Source organism: Mycolicibacterium sp. TUM20985 (assembly GCF_030295745.1).
In the GTDB taxonomy this organism is placed as follows: Bacteria; Actinomycetota; Actinomycetes; order Mycobacteriales; family Mycobacteriaceae; genus Mycobacterium.
In genome coordinates this window covers 3,195,455-3,215,481 of sequence record NZ_AP027291.1, presented here as the reverse complement: position 1 = coordinate 3,215,481, position 20,027 = coordinate 3,195,455, and the positions used below count along the sequence as shown (strand labels likewise).

General features: G+C 68.0%; 13 protein-coding genes. 11 read left to right on the top strand and 2 right to left on the bottom strand.

Features of this window, described 5'->3' with window-relative positions; all coding sequences use genetic code 11:
• The first annotated feature begins 6 nt into the window (after positions 1 to 6).
• The 3 genes from fabG1 to QUE68_RS15685 are packed head-to-tail and all read left to right on the top strand — an operon-like array spanning position 7 to position 2,637.
• Positions 7 to 723, top strand: coding sequence for a 3-oxoacyl-ACP reductase FabG1 (gene fabG1, locus QUE68_RS15695; RefSeq protein WP_284227001.1), 717 nt, complete (start codon positions 7 to 9; stop codon positions 721 to 723).
• A 28-nt stretch (positions 724 to 751) separates the two neighbouring features.
• Positions 752 to 1,561 (top strand): NADH-dependent enoyl-ACP reductase InhA, encoded by an 810-nt coding sequence (gene inhA, locus QUE68_RS15690; RefSeq protein ID WP_284226998.1) that lies wholly within the window; start codon positions 752 to 754, stop codon positions 1,559 to 1,561.
• A gap of 17 nt (positions 1,562 to 1,578) precedes the next feature.
• Positions 1,579 to 2,637 carry a ferrochelatase gene (locus QUE68_RS15685; protein WP_286274126.1) on the top strand — a complete coding sequence of 353 codons (1,059 nt, stop codon included), beginning with the start codon at positions 1,579 to 1,581 and terminating at the stop codon, positions 2,635 to 2,637.
• On the opposite strand, the gene QUE68_RS15680 is transcribed toward QUE68_RS15685, so the two are convergent.
• The gene (locus tag QUE68_RS15680; protein ID WP_284226995.1) at positions 2,603 to 3,478 is read right to left on the bottom strand and encodes a hypothetical protein; all 876 of its coding nucleotides are present in this window, start codon (positions 3,476 to 3,478) and stop codon (positions 2,603 to 2,605) included. The two genes, QUE68_RS15685 and QUE68_RS15680, sit on opposite strands and share 35 nt — an antisense overlap.
• A gap of 59 nt (positions 3,479 to 3,537) precedes the next feature.
• On the opposite strand from QUE68_RS15680, the gene QUE68_RS15675 reads away from it, so the two are divergent.
• From QUE68_RS15675 to QUE68_RS15665, 3 genes are read left to right on the top strand one after another with little or no spacing between them, the layout of a single operon-like run.
• On the top strand, positions 3,538 to 3,969 hold the full coding sequence (locus QUE68_RS15675) for an NfeD family protein (RefSeq protein WP_284226994.1): 432 nt from the start codon (positions 3,538 to 3,540) through the stop codon (positions 3,967 to 3,969).
• Between the two features lie 24 nt (positions 3,970 to 3,993).
• Positions 3,994 to 5,208, top strand: coding sequence for an SPFH domain-containing protein (locus tag QUE68_RS15670; RefSeq protein WP_284226992.1), 1,215 nt, complete (start codon positions 3,994 to 3,996; stop codon positions 5,206 to 5,208).
• A gap of 41 nt (positions 5,209 to 5,249) precedes the next feature.
• On the top strand, positions 5,250 to 5,567 hold the full coding sequence (locus tag QUE68_RS15665; RefSeq protein WP_455013469.1) for a DoxX family protein: 318 nt from the start codon (positions 5,250 to 5,252) through the stop codon (positions 5,565 to 5,567).
• Here the strand turns inward: QUE68_RS15665 and QUE68_RS15660 are convergent.
• On the bottom strand, positions 5,559 to 6,272 hold the full coding sequence (locus QUE68_RS15660) for a TVP38/TMEM64 family protein (RefSeq protein ID WP_284226990.1): 714 nt from the start codon (positions 6,270 to 6,272) through the stop codon (positions 5,559 to 5,561). The two genes, QUE68_RS15665 and QUE68_RS15660, sit on opposite strands and share 9 nt — an antisense overlap.
• A 136-nt stretch (positions 6,273 to 6,408) precedes the next feature.
• Here QUE68_RS15660 and mutA point away from each other — a divergent pair, with 136 nt between their 5' ends.
• The 5 genes from mutA to pks2 all read left to right on the top strand — a co-directional run bounded on the left by mutA (position 6,409) and on the right by pks2 (position 20,025).
• Complete coding sequence (mutA, locus tag QUE68_RS15655; protein WP_284236220.1) at positions 6,409 to 8,289, top strand: methylmalonyl-CoA mutase small subunit; 1,881 nt, start codon at positions 6,409 to 6,411, stop codon at positions 8,287 to 8,289.
• A 2-nt stretch (positions 8,290 to 8,291) separates the two neighbouring features.
• Positions 8,292 to 10,556 carry a methylmalonyl-CoA mutase gene (gene scpA, locus QUE68_RS15650; RefSeq protein WP_284235867.1) on the top strand — a complete coding sequence of 755 codons (2,265 nt, stop codon included), beginning with the start codon at positions 8,292 to 8,294 and terminating at the stop codon, positions 10,554 to 10,556.
• A 5-nt stretch (positions 10,557 to 10,561) separates the two neighbouring features.
• A complete protein-coding gene (meaB, locus tag QUE68_RS15645) occupies positions 10,562 to 11,545 on the top strand; it encodes a methylmalonyl Co-A mutase-associated GTPase MeaB (protein ID WP_284235868.1) in 984 nt (327 codons plus the stop codon).
• A gap of 78 nt (positions 11,546 to 11,623) precedes the next feature.
• Positions 11,624 to 12,916, top strand: a complete 1,293-nt coding sequence (gene lipL / locus QUE68_RS15640) for an esterase/beta-lactamase LipL (RefSeq protein WP_454786503.1) — start codon at positions 11,624 to 11,626, stop codon at positions 12,914 to 12,916.
• Positions 12,917 to 13,758: 842 nt separating this feature from the next.
• Positions 13,759 to 20,025 (top strand): sulfolipid-1 biosynthesis phthioceranic/hydroxyphthioceranic acid synthase, encoded by a 6,267-nt coding sequence (gene pks2 / locus QUE68_RS15635; RefSeq protein ID WP_286275841.1) that lies wholly within the window; start codon positions 13,759 to 13,761, stop codon positions 20,023 to 20,025.
• Positions 20,026 to 20,027 lie beyond the last annotated feature (2 nt).

Genomic DNA, 20,027 nt, shown 5'->3' with positions numbered 1-20,027 from the left:
GCGGGCATGCCGGACTTCGTTTCACGCTCCGTTCTGGTCACCGGCGGCAACCGGGGCATCGGCCTCGCGATCGCCCAGCGGCTGGCCGCCGACGGTCACAAGGTCGCCGTCACGCACCGCGGATCGGGCGCCCCCGAGGGACTCTTCGGCGTCGAGTGCGACGTCACCGACAACGACGCCGTCGACCGCGCCTTCACGGAGGTCGAGGAGCACCAGGGGGCGGTCGAGGTGTTGGTGTCCAACGCCGGCCTCTCCGCGGACGCCTTCCTGATGCGGATGACCGAAGAGAAGTTCGAGAAGGTCATCGACGCGAACCTCACGGGAGCCTTCCGGGTGGCCCAGCGGGCCTCGCGCAGCATGCAGCGCAAGCGTTTCGGGCGGATGATCTTCGTCGGTTCGGTCTCCGGTACGTGGGGGATTGGCAACCAGGCCAACTACGCGGCCTCCAAGGCTGGCCTGATCGGCATGGCCCGCTCGATCGCCAGGGAGCTGTCGAAGGCCGGGGTCACCGCGAACGTCGTGGCCCCCGGATACATCGACACCGAGATGACCCGCGCGCTGGACGAACGAATCCAGGAAGGCGCGTTGCAGTTCATCCCCGCGAAGCGCGTGGGCACCGCCGACGAGGTCGCAGGCGTGGTCAGCTTCCTGGCGTCCGAGGATGCCAGTTACGTTTCTGGCGCGGTGATCCCGGTCGACGGCGGCATGGGCATGGGCCACTAAGCATCGCTCAACGAGTAAAGGACAGTTCATGGCAGGGTTTCTCGAAGGCAAGCGCATCCTCGTCACGGGGATCATCACGGATTCGTCGATTGCATTCCACATCGCGAAGGTCGCACAGGAGGCCGGCGCGGAGCTGGTGCTGACCGGATTCGACCGGATGAAGCTGATCCAGCGGATCGCCGACCGGTTGCCCCACCCGGCACCGCTTCTCGAGTTGGACGTGCAGAACGAAGAGCACCTGGCCACGCTCGCGGACCGCGTCAGCGAGGTCATCGGTGAAGGCAACCGGCTCGACGGCGTCGTCCACTCGATCGGCTTCATGCCGCAGACCGGGATGGGCATCAACCCGTTCTTCGACGCCCCGTACGAGGACGTCGCCAAGGGCATCCACATCTCGGCCTACTCCTACGCAGCGCTGGCCAAGGCGACGCTGCCGATCATGAACCCCGGTGGCGGCATCGTCGGGATGGACTTCGATCCCACCCGGGCGATGCCCGCGTACAACTGGATGACGGTCGCCAAGAGTGCGCTCGAATCGGTCAACCGGTTCGTGGCCCGCGAAGCGGGCCAGTATGGCGTGCGCTCCAATCTCGTTGCGGCCGGACCGATCCGGACACTGGCGATGAGCGCCATCGTCGGCGGTGCGCTCGGCGCCGAAGCGGGTGACCAGATGAAGCTGCTGGAGGAGGGCTGGGATCAGCGCGCGCCCATGGGCTGGAACATGAAGGATCCGACGCCGGTGGCGAAGACGGTGTGCGCGTTGATCTCCGACTGGCTGCCTGCCACCACCGGAACCATCGTCTACGCCGACGGCGGCGCCAGCACCCAGCTGCTGTAACGGAATGGACTGCTCTCGTGTTTGACGCGCTGCTCCTGCTGTCCTTCGGCGGACCCGAAGGGCCCGATGAGGTGCGGCCCTTTCTCGAGAACGTCACGCGCGGACGCAACATCCCGCCCGAGCGCCTGGACTCCGTCGCCGAGCACTACCTGCACTTCGGTGGCGTCTCGCCGATCAACGGCATCAACCGGGCGTTGATCGAGCAGATCCAGGCTGAGCTCGGCGACCGCGGAATGGACGTGCCCGTCTACTTCGGCAACCGCAACTGGGCGCCCTACGTCGAGGAAACCGTCGCCCGGATGCGCGAGGACGGCATCCAGCGTGCCGCGGTGTTCACCACGTCGGCGTGGGGTGGCTACTCCGGGTGCACTCAGTACCAGGAGGACATCGCACGGGCCCGCGACGCGGTCGGTGCGGGCGCACCCGAGCTGGTCAAGTTGCGGCAGTACTTCGACCACCCGCTGCTGATCGAGATGTTCGCGGAGGGAATCGCCGAGGCCGCGGCATCTCTTCCGGCAGGGCTGCGCGACGAGGCCCGGCTGATCTTCACCGCCCACTCCATTCCGCTGCGCGCGGCGTCACGCTGCGGGCCGGATCTCTACGGCAGACAGGTGGCGTATTCGGCCGGTCTGGTGGCGGCGGCCGCGGGTCATGCCGACTACGACCAGGTCTGGCAGTCCAGATCCGGTCCGCCGCAGGTGCCGTGGCTGGAGCCGGACGTATCCGATCATCTCGGCGCTCTGGCGGCGGCGGGCACCCGCGCGGTGATCGTGTGCCCGATCGGGTTCGTCGCCGACCACATCGAGGTGGTCTGGGATCTCGACAGCGAACTACGCGAGCAGGCGGACGCCGCCGGCGTCGCGTTCGCCAGGGTGACGACGCCGAACGCCCAGCGCCGCTTCGCGCGACTTGCCGTCGACCTGATCGACGAGGTGCGCTACGGCCGGGAGCCGGTGAGAGTCAGGCCTGAACCAGGGGGCCCGCAGCCCGTTCCCGGGTACGGGTTCAGCACCAACGGGTCGTTGTGTACGGCGAACTGCTCTAGTGACGCCAGGCCGACTGCAGGATCGCGCTGACCGCAGCCATCCGGGCGGAACGCACCACGCCGACCAGTGGGCGCAGCGCGTCGTTGGCGATCCGCATCTCCGACGACGACTGCAGCCCGATTGGCATGAGGCCGGCGCTGACGGTGATGATGGCGTCGACGTGGGCGGCGTTCTCCAAGACCCTCAGGGCGCGCTCGGGAGCGTGGTCGGGGGCGCGGTGTAGACGCGCGGACTCCAACACCTGCTCGACGAGACCGCGTGGGTCGGCGACGTCCGCGGACGTCATGCCGGCGCGCAGGGTGCCGAGTGCGTCGGCGGCCGATCGTACGGCCGCACGCAATTCGTATTCGGCGTGACCGAGTTCGAGCTGCTCGACGATCGGAACGACGGGTAGCGAGTACACCGTCCACCGCAGGGCAATCGGTTCGGTGTAGTGATCGGTCGACTCGTCGTCGGTGTGGTCGTAGTCGGGGTCGGTCTCGTCGTAGGCGAACTCGGGAACCAGACCGACCGCCGTGATGCCCTGATACGAGACCGTGATGGCCTCACCTGCCGAGACGGCGTCGAGGGTGAACTGGGTGCCCGCCGGCAGTCCGCGAACGTCCCCGGGGATCGGCAATGCGACGGCCATAGCCGGTTCACCAACCGGCGGGCCCGCGGCGGTGCGCAGGGTCTGCAGCATCGAGACTGCGCCCGCATCCGTGAGATCCGGCCATGGCAGGCCGGTGCGGTCGGCCGCGACGGAATCGTAGGCAGTAACGGAATGCCTTGGCGCCCAGAGGGACAGCGCGTCAAGAACGTCATCCGGCGCGGCGACGCCAGCGAGCCAGGCGTTGGCCCACAATGACAAAGAAACACTCGGGCACCACATGATGCACGCAGTGTAGTTGTTGACGGCGCCGCGAGCGGGATAGGCGTTACGCTGGGTCCATGGGCGCATTGATCTGGCTGGTCGCGGCATTGGCCCTGGCCGGTGCGGAGGCGTTGACCGGTGATCTGTTCCTTCTCATGCTGAGTGGCGGCGCCCTGTCCGCCGCCGGTGCGAGTGCGCTGTTCGGTGGACCGGTGTGGGTCGACGGCGCCGTCTTCGCGGTCGTCTCGATGCTCCTGCTGGTGCTCGTCCGCCCGGTGCTTCGCAAGCGCTTCGCGGCCGGCACCGGCATGCCGGACCCGATGAAGGCGCTGGAGGGCAAGAGTGCGCTCGTCCTCGATCGGGTCTCGCGTCACGAGGGCCAGGTGAAGCTCGACGGCGAGATCTGGACGGCTCGGCCGCTCGACGACGGCGAGGTCTACGAACCCGGTGACAACGTCACGGTCATGCACATCAACGGCGCCACCGCCATCGTGTTCAAGGGCATCTGAGCCTTCGATCTAGGGAGAACTGCTATGGATGGTGCGCTATTCGGTCTGGTTCTGGCGGCGGTGTTGGTGATCTTCGCCATCATCGTCGTCGTCAAGTCCGTCAAGGTGATTCCGCAGGCCGAGGCCGCGGTCATCGAACGCCTTGGGCGATACAGCAAGACCGTATCCGGTCAGCTCACGCTGCTGCTGCCGTTCGTCGACAAGATCCGGGCGCGGGTCGACCTTCGGGAGCGGGTCGTCTCCTTCCCGCCACAGCCGGTGATCACCGAGGACAACCTCACCGTCAACATCGACACCGTCGTCTACTTCCAGGTGACCGAGCCCCAGGCTGCGGTCTACGCGATCAGCAACTACATCGTCGGCGTCGAACAGCTCACCACCACCACCCTTCGCAACGTGGTCGGCGGCATGACCCTGGAGCAGGCACTGACCTCTCGCGACCAGATCAACGGTCAGCTCCGCGGCGTGCTCGACGAGGCCACCGGCCGGTGGGGATTGCGCGTGGCCCGCGTGGAACTGCGCAGCATCGACCCGCCGCCGTCCATCCAGGACTCGATGGAGAAGCAGATGCGCGCCGACCGCGAGAAGCGCGCCATGATCCTGACCGCCGAGGGCAACCGCGCGGCGTCGATCATGCAGGCCGAAGGCCAGAAGCAGGCGCAGATCCTCTCGGCCGAAGGTGCCAAGCAGGCGGCGATCCTGGCCGCCGAGGCCGACCGCCAGTCCCGCATCCTGCGGGCCCAAGGTGAGCGCGCCGCGTCCTACCTGCAGGCTCAAGGCCAGGCCAAGGCCATCGAGAAGACGTTCGCCGCGATCAAGGCCGGTCGGCCCACGCCCGAGATGCTTGCCTACCAGTACCTGCAGACGCTGCCCCAGATGGCCAAGGGCGAGGCGAACAAGGTGTGGCTGGTGCCCAGCGACTTCGGTTCGGCGCTGCAGGGCTTCACCAAGATGCTGGGTGCGCCCGGCGAGGACGGCGTCTTCCGCTATCAACCGTCGCCGGTCGAGGAAGACCTGCCCAAGCCCGAGGACGATTCGGCCGAGGTCGCGGAATGGTTCAACACGAAGTCCGACCCCGAAATCGCCCAGGCGGTCGCGCAGGCGGTGGCCGAGGCGCGGACCCCCGCGGTGGATGCCATCGACCCGCCGCCGCAGTACGCCCCGTTGTCGCAGCAGGCCCAGCCGCCGGCGACCAACTACTCGCAACCGCCGGCGCCACGACACGGCTCGGACCACTGATCTTGCTGACCTCGCGACGGACCTACGCGGTGCTATCGGCGATGCAGGCCGGTGACGCCGTCGCCTGTGGTCTGCAGGTCGCGCCCATCAAGAAGGCGTTCGACGACGTGAAGCTGGCCGAGGAGTTGCGGCCGATCATCCCAGTGGTCAAGGCCGCCTCCGCCGTCGGTCTGCTCTCGGTGTACCGGTTCCCCGCTCTGGCCCGCCTCACCACGTTCATGCTGACCGTGTACTTCGTGCTGGCGGTCGGATTCCACGTCAAGGCCAGGGACTGGAGCCCCGGGCTCATCGCGGCGAGTACCTTCCTCGGTCTGTTCGGCGCCATGACGGTGAAGGGGCCCGAGAGCCGATCAGGGTGACGGGGTGACGGAGCGCTGGCGACGGTGGCTGCGAACCTCGTAGACCAAACCGACGACGCCGAGGCTCGCCGTGCACAGCGACACCAGGAACAACAGCGGGCTGACGTTACCGGTCAGCGCGTCGCCGAAGACGACGATCGCGGTGGTCCCCGGCAGTAACCCGACGATGGTCGCCAGCGTGTACGGAAGCGGGCGGATCGCCGAGGCACCGGCCGCGTAGTTGAGCACGGAGAACGGCACCGCCGGGATCAGCCGCATCGACAGGACCGTCGGCCAGCTCCGTTTCTCGAGGCGGGCGTCGAGGGTCTCGACCCGGGGATGGCGGACCAGGCGGTTCAGCTGCCAGCCAGCGGCCCGAACCGCGAACAACGCGATGACGGCGCTCAATGTGCTTGCCAGTAGCGCGATCCCGACGCCCAGGAGGGGGCCGAACAACAGCCCCGCCGACAACGTGAAGGCCGTCCGCGGGAAGGGGAACACCGTGACGACGACGTGGGCGCCCAGGAACGCCAGCGGGAACCACGGCCCCACCGACGTCGCCCAGTCGCGCAGCTGCATCGCCGAGGGCAACGGCACCAGCAGCACGAGTGCGACGAGAATCACAGTCACGACCGCCATCGCGACGAGGCGGCGCCGCGGGACCTGCGCAACGGTGGCGACCACCGCGGTGCCGATCCCGCGCAGCGTGCTGACGACGGGCTTCACGCTTGCCAAGGGTACGGGCATCGGCCGATGACACGCGCTGACGACCGAACCCGTCGTCTGCCCGCTGGGAGGAGGCGTGACGGCGATCATTTAGCCTGATGGCCGGGTGGTTCGTCACACGCGCGACAACAGGGAGATGCCGGTGTCCGTACAGGGGTCCAGTGCCAGCGCCGGCACTAGCGAATCCGACCGAGAGTCCTGGCGCGCTGCGGTCGCGGGTGTGCTGGCCAAGAGCAGCCGCAAGGACCCCGCCGAGCTGGGTGCCGAACCCGAGCGGCTCCTCGATTCGCCAACGTACGACGGCTTCCCCGTGCGCCCCCTCTACACCAGCTTCGATGCCGTTGCGGAGCCCCCGTTGCCCGGGCAGTGGCCGTTCGTGCGCGGTGGCGATGCCTTGCGTGACGTGCGCTCGGGATGGCGGGTGGCGGAGTCGTTCCCGCTCCCCGGACGAGCGGCGGTGTCCGAGGGCAACGAGGCGGTACTCGCCGCGCTCTCGGAGGGCGTGAGCGCACTGGTGCTGCGCCTCGGACCGGGCGGAGTCGACGTCACGGACCTCGACCGCCTGCTCGAAGGCGTGTTCCTCGAACTGGTTCCGGTGATCCTGGACGCGGGTGCTGACTACCTCGCCGCCGCCGACGCCATCGTGGCGCTGGTGAGCGACTTCGACGAGGACAAGCGCCGCGGGCTGTCGATCGACCTGGGGGCGGATCCGTTGACGGCTGCGCTCACCGACCGACCATCGCCCACCGTCGCCGACGTCGTCGCGACCGCGGCGAAGACCATCTCCTACGACGGCGGCGTGCGTGCGGTGACCGTCGACGGCTCGGCCCTGCACGACCTCGGCGCCAGCGCCGCGTGGGAGCTGGCGGCCGCGGTGGCCGCGGGGGTGGACTACCTGCGCCTCCTGGGCGACGGTGGCATCACCACGCAGGATGCGCTCGCGCACATCGCCTTTCGGTACGCCGCGGATGACGACCAGTTCATGACCATCGCCAAGCTGCGGGCAGCGCGCCAACTGTGGGCCAGGGTGGCCGAGGTCGTCGGTCACCCGGACGCCGGCGCGGCGACCGTCCACGCCGTCACCTCCAGACCCATGATGGCGCAACGCGACCCGTGGGTGAACATGCTGCGCACCACGCTCGGCGCATTCGGTGCCGGCGTCGGGGGCGCGGACACCGTGCAGGTGTACGAGTTCGACAGCTCCATCGCTGGAGGGCTGCCCGGTGTCGCGAGAACCTTCGCACGTCGCATGGCCCGCAACACGCAGCTGCTGCTGCTGGAGGAATCCCACCTCGGTCGCGTGCTCGACCCCGCAGGCGGCTCGTGGTTCGTCGAGGACCTGACGCGCCAGCTCAGCGACGAGGCGTGGGCGCACTTCCAGGACATCGAGGCCCGCGGGGGATTCGTCGCGGCCCGTGCTCACGTGGAAGCAGAGGTCGGCGGGGTCCGAGCCAGGCGCCGTGCGGACATAGCGCACCGGCGCTCGGCGCTGACCGGCGTCAACGAGTATCCCAATCTTGCGGAAGCCCCTCTACCGCAACCCAACCCGTCGAATTCGGTGGAGAGGTACGCCGCGGACTTCGAGGCCTTGCGGGACCGGTCCGATGCCTACCTCGAGGCCAATGGTGCGCGCCCGACTGCGCTGCTGCTGCCCTTGGGTCCCTTGGCCGAGCACAACATTCGTACGTCGTTCGCCGCGAACCTCCTGGCCTCCGGGGGTGTCGAGTCGGTCAATCCCGGCACCGTGGCGGCGGCGGGCGCGGCGCAGGCGATCTCGGAGGCGGGTCGTCCAGTGGTCGCGGTGATCTGCGGCACCGATGCACGCTACGCCGAGGAGGCCGCCGATGTGGTGACGGCCGCCAGGGCAGCTGGTGTCTCTTGCGTCTACCTGGCTGGGTCGGCCAAGGCGTTGGGAGACAACGCAGCCGACGACCCCGCCAAACCCGACGAGTACCTCACCGCCACGATCGACGCGATCACCGCGTTGTCGACACTGCTCACCCGATTGGGGGCCTGACCATGACAGCCGTTAGCCCGAAGACCATCGCCAGCTTCGCCGACGTGCCACTGCGCGGTGACCGCGAGGGTGCCCCCGCCACCGCGTCCGCCGTAGCCCTGCACGTCGCTGCGGCGGCGGCCGAACACGGTTACACCCCAGAGGAACTCGACTGGGTCACCCCCGAGGGAATCGACGTCAAACCGGTGTTCGTGGCCGCCGACCGAGACGGCGCCGTCGAGGCCGGGTATCCGCTGGACACGTTCCCCGGCGCTCCGCCGTTCGTCCGAGGGCCGTACCCCACCATGTACGTCAACCAGCCGTGGACCATCCGTCAGTACGCGGGTTTCTCGACCGCTGCGGAGTCCAATGCGTTCTATCGCCGCAACCTGGCCGCCGGACAGAAGGGCCTGTCTGTGGCATTCGATCTGGCCACCCATCGCGGTTACGACTCCGATCACCCGCGGGTTGCCGGTGACGTCGGAATGGCCGGTGTCGCCATCGATTCCATCCTGGACATGCGGCAGCTGTTCGACGGCATCGACCTGTCGACCGTGTCGGTGTCGATGACCATGAACGGGGCCGTGCTGCCAATCCTGGCGCTGTACGTGGCCGCGGCGGAGGAGCAGGGCGTACCGCCCGAGAAGCTCGCGGGGACCATCCAGAACGACATCCTCAAGGAGTTCATGGTCCGCAACACCTACATCTATCCGCCCACGGCGTCGATGCGGATCATCTCCGACATCTTCGGCTACGCCAGTGTCAAGATGCCGAAGTACAACTCGATCTCCATCTCGGGCTACCACATCCAGGAGGCTGGCGCGACGGCCGATCTGGAGCTCGCGTACACGCTCGCCGACGGCGTCGAGTACATCAAGGCCGGCCTGGACGCGGGTCTGTCCATCGACAAGTTCGCGCCCAGGCTGTCGTTCTTCTGGGGCATCGGCATGAACTTCTTCATGGAGGTGGCCAAGCTGCGCGCGGGTCGGCTGCTGTGGAGCGAGCTCGTCGCCCAATTCGAGCCCAAGAGTGACAAGTCGCTGTCGCTGCGCACCCATTCGCAGACGTCGGGATGGTCACTGACCGCGCAGGATCCCTTCAACAACGTCGCGCGCACGTGCATCGAGGCGATGGCCGCCACCCAGGGGCACACCCAGTCGCTGCACACCAACGCCCTCGACGAAGCGCTCGCGCTGCCCACCGACTTCTCCGCCCGCATCGCGCGTAATACGCAGCTGCTGCTGCAGCAGGAGTCGGGGACCACCAGGCCCATCGATCCCTGGGGCGGCTCCTATTACGTGGAGTGGCTGACTCATCAGCTGGCCGAGAAGGCCCGCGCGCACATCGCGGAGGTCGCCGAACACGGGGGGATGGCACAGGCGATCGGCGAGGGCATTCCCAAGCTGCGCATCGAGGAGGCGGCGGCGCGCACGCAGGCCCGCATCGACTCCGGCGCCCAGACGGTGATCGGCATCAACAAGTACCAGGTGGATTCCGACCAGGAGGTCGAGGTCCTCAAGGTCGAGAACAGCCGAGTGCGCGCCGAGCAGATCGCCAAGCTCGAGCATTTGCGTGCCGACCGCGACGAGACGGTCACGCAGGCTGCACTGGACGAATTGACTAGGGCAGCAGGCGCTTCCGGTATCGCTGGTGAAGACGGTCTCGGGAACAACCTGTTGGCACTCGCCATCGACGCGGCCAGGGCCAAGGCCACCGTCGGAGAGATCTCCGACGCCCTCGAGAAGGTCTATGGACGCCACCAAGCGGAGATTCGCACCATCGCGGGTGTGTACCGAGACGAGGTGGGGAGAGGCCAGAACGTGCAAAACGTCTCAGCCGCAACCGAACTGGTGGAGAAGTTCGCCGAGGCGGACGGTCGGCGGCCACGCATCCTGGTGGCCAAGATGGGACAGGACGGCCACGATCGCGGTCAGAAGGTGATCGCGACCGCCTTCGCCGACATCGGTTTCGACGTCGACGTCGGCTCACTGTTCTCCACCCCCGATGAAGTCGCACGCCAGGCCGCCGACAATGACGTGCACGTCGTCGGCGTGTCCTCCCTGGCGGCAGGCCACCTGACGTTGGTGCCCGCGTTACGCGATGCCCTGGCCGAGGCAGGCAGGCCCGACATCATGGTCGTCGTCGGCGGCGTGATCCCGCCCGGGGACTTCGACGAGCTGTACGCGGCGGGCGCCACCGCAATCTTCCCGCCGGGCACCGTGATTGCCGACGCTGCGATCGGCCTGCTGGAGAAGCTGGCCGAGCGGCTCGGCTACGACCTCAGCTGAGCTGGATGGAACCCTCCGAGCTCGCTTCCGCCATCCGTGGCGGGGACCGCTCCGCGCTGCCGCGGGCGATCACCCTCGTCGAGTCGACGCGGGCCGACCACCGCGAGCAGGCGCAGCGCCTGCTGATGGAGCTGATGTCCGATGCGGGCGGGGCGATGCACGTCGGCATCACCGGGGTGCCCGGGGTCGGCAAGTCGACCACGATCGAGGCGCTCGGCATGTACCTCATCGAGCAGGGGCACCGGGTAGCCGTCCTTGCCGTGGACCCGTCGTCGACCAGGACGGGCGGGTCGATTCTCGGTGACAAGACGCGGATGGCCCGACTGGCCGTGCACACGAACGCCTATATTCGGCCGTCGCCGACGTCGGGAACCCTGGGTGGTGTCGCCAAGGCGACGAGGGAGACGATCGTCCTCCTCGAGGCCGCAGGGTACGACGTCGTGCTCGTGGAGACGGTGGGCGTCGGGCAGTCCGAAGTGACGGTGGCCAACATGGTGGACACCTTCGTGTTCCTGACCCTCGCGCGCACCGGTGACCAGCTCCAGGGCATCAAGAAGGGGGTCCTGGAACTCGCCGACGTCGTCGTGGTGAACAAGGCCGACGGCAAGCACGCCACGGAAGCCGAGGCCGCAGCGCGCGAACTCCGCGGCGCAGTCCGGCTGCTGTACCCACGCGAAACCCTGTGGCGGCCCCCGGTCCTGACGATGAGCGCCCTGGAGGGGACGGGGTTGTCGGAGATGTGGGCAACGGTTCTCGACCACCGGCGGGTGCTCACCGACGCCGGTGAGTTCGACGCGCGTCGGCGCACCCAGCAGGTCGAGTGGATGTGGTCGATGGTCCGTGATGCCGTGCTGGACCGCGTGACCTCCAATGCCGCGGTGCGGGCCCAGCGCCACGAACTCGAACAGCGGGTGCGCGATGGCCGACTCACGCCCGCACTGGCCGCTCAGGAGATCCTGGACCTGGTCAACCCCGCGCTCGGTGGATGAAGCAAAGCCACCCAGTTTGCTAACGGAACGGTAACCCAGGCCCGTAATCGACAGTACGGCGCGTAAATTGTCGTCATTGTGACCCATGCCATACGCGGGGAGCGCAGCGCGGCGCTTCCCCTCGGGGCCGAGGACCCGGCCCTACCGAGTGGCGTCCATGGCGCGGCGGATCCCAGCTTCGCCTGCGTCGTCGCGGCATTCGCCCGGCTCTTCCCAGGGCGGAGATTTGGCGGGGGTGCGCTCTGCGTCTACCTCGATGGCCAGCCGGTCGTCGATGTCTGGACTGGCTGGGCGGACCGCCGTGGCACCAGGAGTTGGACCGCCGACACCGGCGCAATGGTGTTCTCGGCAACGAAGGGCATGGCCTCGACCGTCATCCACCGGCTCGCCGACCGCGGTCTAATCGACTATGACGCCCCCGTTGCCGAATACTGGCCGGCCTTCGCCGCCAACGGCAAGGCGGGCGTCACCGTGCGCGAACTCATGCGGCATCGCGCCGGACTGTCCCAGCTCAACGGGGCCAGCCGGACGGACCTGATGGATCACCTCCTCATGGAGGACCGGATCGCCGCAGCACCGATGGGCTGGCTGAAGGGCAGGCCCTCATACCACGCGCTTACCTATGGCTGGCTGATGTCGGGTCTGGCCCGTGCGGTCACCGGTCTCAGCATGGGTGAACTGTTCCGAACGGAGCTCGCCGTGCCCCTCGACACCGACGGTCTCCACCTCGGCCGCCCACCCGCCGAAGCGCCTACCCAGCCGGCCCGAATCATTGGGCCGCAGAGCAGGATTCAGAACCCGATCTTCAATCTGGTGGCACCACGGCTGGCCGCATTGCCATTCTCGGGCGGGTTCGGGTCGATGTACTTTCCCGGGATGAAGTCGACCGTACAGGGTGACATCTCTTTGCTCGACGCGGAATTGCCCTCGGCCAACGGGGTCGCCACGGCAAGGGGGCTGGCGCGGATGTACGGCGCCATCGCCAACGGCGGAAGTATCGACGGAACGCAGTTCTTGTCGACCGAACTGGTCGCAAAACTCAGCGGTCCGCCCAGCCTGCATCCCGACGGCGGGCTGTTCATGCCGTTGTCGTTCCACCTCGGATACCACGGGCTGCCCCTGCCCGGCGTGCTGCCGGGCTTCGGGCATGTCGGCCTCGGTGGGTCCCTGGGCTGGGCAGATCCCGACAACGGGCTGGCCTTCGGCTTCGTCCACAACCGACTACTGACGCCGTTCGTCCTGAGTGATCAAGCGGGGTTCGTGGCGGTCGCAGCATTGATCCGCCGGGGCGTCGCCCAGGCCCGTAGGCACGGGTTCGACACCGTCGGCAAGTTCGGCGCACCCTTCCCGGGTCTTTCCGCGGCGGTCTGAGACCGCCGAGAGGCGATTTCGTTCACTAATTTTCGCCGAAGCTGTTAGTACATGCCGAAGTGGGACAACATCCGTTGTCCGACGAAATCCTTTGGCGCACAACCACTTGAGCTAATCAAGGCGACAACTTCGCCGGTTCGGGTGATGAATCTGGCAGCAGCCGAGACCAATGTTGCCAGAGTGACGGTACGGACAGTCGTGGTTATCGTCGTGTCAATTGCCATCTGCGGCTTAGGTGCCTGCCGGGGAGCTCCTCGACGAGCCCGTGCGCAACGGTACGCCACCCCGGCTCCGACGGCGCGTCAGCCTGCCTGCGTAGCTACAGGCTGCACCAATGCTGACTCCGAGCGCCTGGCGAGACTGCGCCGCCGGTTTGCCGTGCGAGCGCTCAGAAGTGCGATCCTGACTATTTCAGCTCACGCCGTCAAAATTTGCTGAATCTACGTGTGGCGAAGCCTTTGCCACGGGCAATGATAGTCGCTAGAAGTTGCCGCAGGCGTCAATTTTCGGCGTTTCCGCAGCATATGCGCCTAAACGACGTTGTTGGGACGAATAGGTAGCTGTCGGTGTAGTGTCCCGACCGAAGAATGCTGAAGTGGAAAGGGCGGTAAAGGATTTGCCGAATTTTTCATACTAATGGTCCGTACCAAAAGTTTGTTTTCTGGTTTTGAACCGTTAGCGAAAACTGACCACCGGCTTCGCGCCGAGGTTGGGTACGTGCTCCGTAGGTCAAAGTTTTCGACATGTCCCGCAGAGCCACCGGGTCGGGGGACCGGGTTCGTTCGTTGGAGAGGGTGAAGTACGTGGCAGAGACACCGGTCTCCTCGATTGCCGTGATCGGCATGGGTTGCCGACTTCCCGGGGGCATCGACTCACCGGCCGGCCTGTGGGCCGCGCTGATGAGGGGTGAGAACGCCGTCACGACGGTTCCCCTGGACCGCTGGGACGCCGAGGAGTACTACGATCCCGAGCCGGGTGTGCCTGGGCGTTCGGTGTCGAAATGGGGCGCGTTCCTCGACGACGTCGCCGGTTTCGACGCCGACTTCTTCAACATCAGCGAGCGCGAGGCGACGTCGATCGACCCGCAGCACCGCCTTCTGCTCGAAACCGCATGGGAAGCCGTCGAACACGCGGGAATCGACCCTGCGGTCATCGCCGACTCCTTGACCGGCGTCTTCGTGGGCATGACTCATGCCGACTACCAGTTACTCGCCGCCGACGCGAATGCCGTCGAGGGCCCATACGGGTTCACCGGCAACAACTTCAGCCTGGCCTCCGGCCGCATCGCCTACCACCTCGGCGTGCACGGACCCGCCTACACCGTCGACTCGGCCTGCTCGTCGAGCCTCCTGGCCGTCCACATGGCCTGCAGAAGCCTCCACGACCGCGAGAGCGACCTCGCGCTCGCCGGCGGCGTATCGATCATGCTGGAGCCCCGCAAGATGTCCTCGGGTTCCGCTCAGGGCATGCTCTCCGCGACGGGTGCCTGCCACGCCTTCGACGTCGACGCCGACGGATTCGTCTCCGGCGAGGCGTCCGCGATGGTCATGCTGAAGCGGCTGGACGACGCGATCGCCGACGGCGACCGCGTCCTGGCGGTCATTCGTGGAACCGCCGCCAATCAGGACGGTCACACCGTCAACATCGCGACCCCGTCACGCGATGCCCAGGTCACGGTGTATCGGTCGGCTCTCGCGGCCGGCGGCATCGATCCGGTCACCATCGGCATGGTCGAGGCGCACGGCACCGGCACGCCAGTCGGCGACCCCATTGAGTTCGCTGGTCTGGCAACCGTTTACGGGACCGCGGGCCCATGTGCGCTCGGGTCGGTCAAGACCAACTTCGGCCACGGTCAATCCGCCTCCGGCGTGGTTGGGTTGATGAAGGCCGTCCTGTCGCTGCAACACGCGACGATTCCCAAGAATCTGCACTTCACGGCGATGCCCGACGAGATGGCGCGGATCGAGACCAAGCTCTTCGTTCCCGAGGACGCCACGCCGTGGCCGGCCCACGGTGACCATCCCCGCCGCGCGGCGGTGTCGTCGTACGGGCTGTCCGGCACCAACGTGCACGCCGTCCTCGAGCAAGCGCCTACCGGTCAGCCGGTACGCGTCGTCGACTCGACGACGACCCCGGCACTCGCCGCGGACGCGCCGATGCTCTTCCCGCTGTCCGCCACGTCCGCCGAGGCGCTGCGGGCCAGTGCAGGCAGGCTCGCCGACTGGGTCGAGGGTCGCGATGAGGTCGAGGATCCCACGGGCGAACTCGCCGACCTGGCGTACACGCTGGCGCGACGGCGTGCGCACCGGCCCGTCCGAACCGTCGCGCTCGGCGCGGATCGGGACTCGCTCGTCGCCGCGCTCCGGGAGATCGCCGACGGCGAGACCCCGTACGAGCCCGCCGTCGACAAGGGCCAGCGTGGGCCGGTGTGGGTGTTCTCCGGTCAGGGTTCGCAGTGGGCGGCCATGGGTGCGGGCCTCCTGGCATCCGAGCCGGCCTTCGCCAAGGCGGTCGCCGAGCTCGAGCCGTTGATCGCCGCGGAGTCCGGTTTCTCCGTGACCGAGGCGATGTCGTCACCCACCGTGGTGACGGGTATCCACGAGGTGCAGCCGACCGTCTTCGCCGTGCAGGTGGCGCTCGCCGCCGCGATGAAGTCCCACGGTGTCACGCCGGGCGCCGTGATCGGCCACTCCATGGGCGAGGTCGCGGCGGCGGTCGTGGCCGAGGCACTGTCCCTGGAAGACGGCGTGAAGGTGATCTGCCGTCGGTCGAAGCTGATGGCCACCATCGCGGGATCCGGCGCAATGGCGTCCGTGGAGTTACCCGCCCAGCAGGTGCTGTCAGAGCTGGCCGCCCGCGGCATCAACGACGTGGTGCTCTCGGTGGTCGCATCGCCGCAGTCCGCGGTGGTCGGGGGCGCCAAGGACTCGGTGCGCGCGCTGGCAGCCGAATGGGAGGCGCGCGGTGTCATGGCGCGCGAGGTGGCGGTGGACGTCGCATCCCACTCTCCGCAGGTGGACTCGATCCTGGACGACCTGACCGACGCCCTGGCGGACATCTCGCCGAGCGAGCCGACGGTGCCGTACTACTCGGCGACGCTCTACGACCCGCGTGATCCTGCGGACTTCGACGGCTACTACTGGGCGGACAACCTGCGCCACGCCGTCCGCTTCGCCGCCGCCGTGCAGGCTGCCCTCGAAGACGGCTTCCGCGTCTTCGGGGAACTGTCGCCGCACCCGCTGCTGACCTACGCGGTGGACCAGAACGCCCGCAGCCTCGACGTGCGCCTCGCGGCGCTGGCAAGCATGCGGCGTGATCAGCAGCTGCCGCATGGGCTCCTGGGTTTCGTCGGCGCCCTGCACAGTGCGGGTGCCGCCCTCGACCTGGCCGCACTCTGGCCGGGCGGTGCGCTGGTCGACGCCCCACTGCCGACCTGGACCCACCCGCGCCTGATCCTGACCAGGGACGGGCAGGAGCAGGGCACCTCGACGCTGGCCGTGCATCCGCTCCTGGGAGCTCACGTCCGGCTGCCGGAGGAGCCCGAACGGCACGTGTGGCAATCCGACGTCGGCACGGAGGCACAGCCTTGGCTCGGTGACCACCGAGTGCACGGTGTCGCAGCGCTCCCCGGCGCCGCCTACTGCGAGATGGCGCTGGCGGCGGCACGGACGGTGATCGGCGACGCGGCCGAGGCCCGTGACCTCGTGTTCGAGGAATTGTTACTGCTGGAGGAGCAGACCCCGGTGTCGGCCGTCGCATCGGTGACCGCCGACGGGGTCGCCGACTTCCAGGTCACGACCCGCCAGGATGGCCAGGAGATCCGGCGCGCCACCGCGGTGCTGCACGCGATCGACGACGAGCCCGCCTCTGCCACCCGTGACGTGGCCGAGCTGCTGGCCGCCCACCCCGTCGAGCTCGACGGGGCCGAGCTGCGCGAGTGGTATGACGTCAGGGGCATCCAGTACGGGTCGGCGTTCGCCGGCTTGACCAAGGTGCACGCGACCGAGGGCCACGGCGGATCCGTGTTCGCGGAGGTGGCGCTACCTGGCTCGATCCGATCGCAGCAGGGCGCGTACGGGATCCATCCCGCGCTCCTGGACGTCTGCTTCCAGGCCGTTGGTGCCCACCCGGAGCTGCATGCCGACGACACCGGCACGCTGATGTTGCCGCTGGGCGTGCGCCGGCTGCGTGCGCACGCCTCGACGCGTAATGCCCACTACTGCTACGTGCAGCTGGTGAGCGCCGACGCCGGCTCGGTCGAGGTGGACATCGAGGTCCTCGACGACCTCGGTGCCGTCCTGTTCACGGTGAGCGGTCTCCGGCTGGGCACCGGGGTCTCCGAGGAGGGCCAGCGCGAGCGACGCCTCAACGACCGGCTGCTGACCATCGACTGGCGTCGTCAGGAGGCCCCGGCCACCGACGTCGTCGGGAGCGGGCACTGGTTGCTGATCAGCACGTCTGACGAGTCCGACATGTTCGCTCACGAACTCGCGGACGTCCTCAAGGCGGGCGAGGCGGACGTGACCACCATGACGTGGAGCGTCCAGGCCGATCACTCGGTCCAGGCCGAGCTCCTGCGGCAGTCGCTGGCAGCGCGCCCGAGCGTGGGCGTGGTCGTGGTGGAGGATCCGCGCCGCACCGACGGCGACGTGGTGAGCGAGGGTGCCGATCACGTCCGGCACCTGGTGCGCATCAGCAAGGTGCTTCCGGACGTGCCCGGCGAGCCGCCCCGACTGTTCGTCCTCACCAGGGGAGCGCAGACCGTGCTCCCAGACGAGGTGCCAAACTTGGCCCAGGGTGGTCTGCGTGGCCTGATCCGCGTCATCGGCATGGAGCAGCCGCGGATGCGACCCACCCAGATCGACGTCGACGACGCAACGGACGTCAGGCTGGTGGGTGCCGAGTTGCTCTCGTCCACCGACGAGGACGAGACGGCGTGGCGGGACGGGCAGTACTACACCGCCCGCCTGAACGTCACCCCGTTGCAAGCCGACGAACGCCATACGACCGTGGTACGACCCGAACGGGATGGAATGCGGTTGCAGATCCGTACCCCGGGTGATCTGCAATCGGCGGAACTCGTTTCCTACGAACGCATCCCACCGGGTCCCGGCCAGATCGAAGTAGCGGTGTCGGCGTCCAACCTCAACTTCGCCGACGTCCTCATCGCCTACGGCCGCTACCCGTCCTTCGAAGGACGGATGCCTCAGCTCGGCGCGGACTTCGCCGGTGTGGTGACCGCCGTGGGCGCGGGGGTGACCAATCACCAAATCGGTGACCGCGTCGCGGGTATCTCGGCGACCGGTGCGTGGTGCACGTTCGTCACCTGCGATGCCAACCTCGCGGTCAGGATCCCCGGAGATCTGACCGACGGCACGGCGGCGGCGGTGCCCAGTGCCCACGCCACCGCGTGGTACTCGCTACACAACCTGGCCAGGATCGCACCGGGTGACAAGGTGCTGATCCACTCGGCGACGGGCGGCGTCGGGCAGGCCGCGGTGGCCATCGCGCGCGCGGCCGGTGCCGAGATCTACGCCACCGCCGGAAGCCCGGATCGTCGGAAGATGTTGTCCGACATGGGAATTGCCCATGTATACGACTCACGCACCACCGAGTTCGCCGATCAGATTCGGCGTGACACCGACGGCTACGGTGTCGACGTCGTGCTGAACTCCCTTCCTGGCGCGGCTCAACGCGCCGGACTGGAACTGCTGACCTTCGGCGGCCGGTTCGTCGAGATCGGCAAGCGCGACATCTACGGCGACACCAAGATGGGCCTGTTCCCCTTCCGACGGAACCTGTCCTTCTATGCCGTGGACCTCGCGTTGCTGACGTTGGTCACCCCGGACACCCTGCGAAGTCTCCTCGAGGTGATCTACCAGCAGATCGCCGACGGTGTGCTTCCGCTTCCGCAGACCACGCACTACCCACTGTCCGACGGCGCCAACGCCATTCGAGCCATGGGTGCGGCCGAACACACCGGGAAGCTGGTGCTCGACGTGCCTCGCTCGGGACAGTTCGCGGCCGTCGTGCCCGCCGAGCGCGCGCCCGCGTTCCGTGGGGAGGGGGCGTACGTCGTCACCGGCGGACTGGGTGGTCTCGGTTTGTTCCTGGCCGAGAAGATGGCAGCGGCAGGTTGCGGCCGGATCGTCCTCAACGGTCGATCGGCGCCGAAGCCGGAGACCTTGCGCGCGATCGAGCGGCTGCGGCGGGCGGGCACCGAGGTCGAGATCGAACTCGGAGACGTCTCGGAGCCGGGAACGGCAACCCGCCTCGTCACCGTCGCGACCGCGACCGGAATGCCACTGCGGGGTGTGCTCCACGCCGCCGCAGTGATCGAGGATGCGACGCTGGCCAACATCACCGACGATCTCATCGACCGTGATTGGGCACCAAAGGTGATGGGCGCATGGCGTCTTCACGAAGCCACCGCCACGGCATCGCTGGACTGGTTCTGTTCGTTCTCGTCGGCCGCCGCGATGGTCGGTTCGCCGGGTCAGGGCGCCTACGCGGCCGCCAACAGCTGGGTGGATTCCTTCGCACGGTGGCGCCGCGCGCAGGGCCTGCCGGCTCAGGTGGTGGCGTGGGGGGCGTGGGCCCAGATCGGCGCCGGCCAAGCCATGGCCGACAACGACGGGATGGCCATCGCCCCCGAGGACGGGGCCTACGCGTTCGACGCACTGATGCGTCATACGCGGGTGTACTCCGGCTACGCCCCGGTGGCGGGGGCCGCGTGGCTGACCGCGTTCGCCCAGACCAGCCCGTTCGCGGAGGCCTTCGCGGCCATGGGTCAAGACCGTTCCGGGACCAGCGAGTTCCTCGAGGAACTGCGGTTGCTCGCCAGGGCAGAGTGGCCCGCACGCGTGCGACGGTTGATCTCCGAGGAGATGAGCCTGATCTTGCGGCGGTCGGTCGACGCGGACCGACCACTGTCGGAATATGGCCTAGACTCACTCGGCACGCTGGAACTGCGCACGCGCCTGGAGTCCGAGACCGGCGTTCGGATCGGTTCCACGGACGTCACCACGGTGCGCGCCCTCGCCGAACGGCTCTGCGAGATGATGGCCGTCGACCTCGACGTCGACGCCGCCGTACCGGCGGCGTCATGAGA

Excerpts from the sequence above, each read along its gene's own strand:
- fabG1 (WP_284227001.1), top strand. The coding sequence starts at position 7 with ATGCCGGACTTCGTTTCACGCTCCGTTCTGGTCACCGGCGGCAACCGG.
- inhA (WP_284226998.1), top strand. The coding sequence starts at position 752 with ATGGCAGGGTTTCTCGAAGGCAAGCGCATCCTCGTCACGGGGATCATC.
- QUE68_RS15680 (WP_284226995.1), bottom strand. The coding sequence starts at position 3,478 with ATGTGGTGCCCGAGTGTTTCTTTGTCATTGTGGGCCAACGCCTGGCTC.
- QUE68_RS15675 (WP_284226994.1), top strand. The coding sequence starts at position 3,538 with ATGGGCGCATTGATCTGGCTGGTCGCGGCATTGGCCCTGGCCGGTGCG.
- QUE68_RS15670 (WP_284226992.1), top strand. The coding sequence starts at position 3,994 with ATGGATGGTGCGCTATTCGGTCTGGTTCTGGCGGCGGTGTTGGTGATC.
- QUE68_RS15665 (WP_455013469.1), top strand. The coding sequence starts at position 5,250 with ATGCAGGCCGGTGACGCCGTCGCCTGTGGTCTGCAGGTCGCGCCCATC.
- mutA (WP_284236220.1), top strand. The coding sequence starts at position 6,409 with ATGCCGGTGTCCGTACAGGGGTCCAGTGCCAGCGCCGGCACTAGCGAA.
- scpA (WP_284235867.1), top strand. The coding sequence starts at position 8,292 with ATGACAGCCGTTAGCCCGAAGACCATCGCCAGCTTCGCCGACGTGCCA.
- meaB (WP_284235868.1), top strand. The coding sequence starts at position 10,562 with ATGGAACCCTCCGAGCTCGCTTCCGCCATCCGTGGCGGGGACCGCTCC.
- pks2 (WP_286275841.1), top strand. The coding sequence starts at position 13,759 with ATGGGTTGCCGACTTCCCGGGGGCATCGACTCACCGGCCGGCCTGTGG.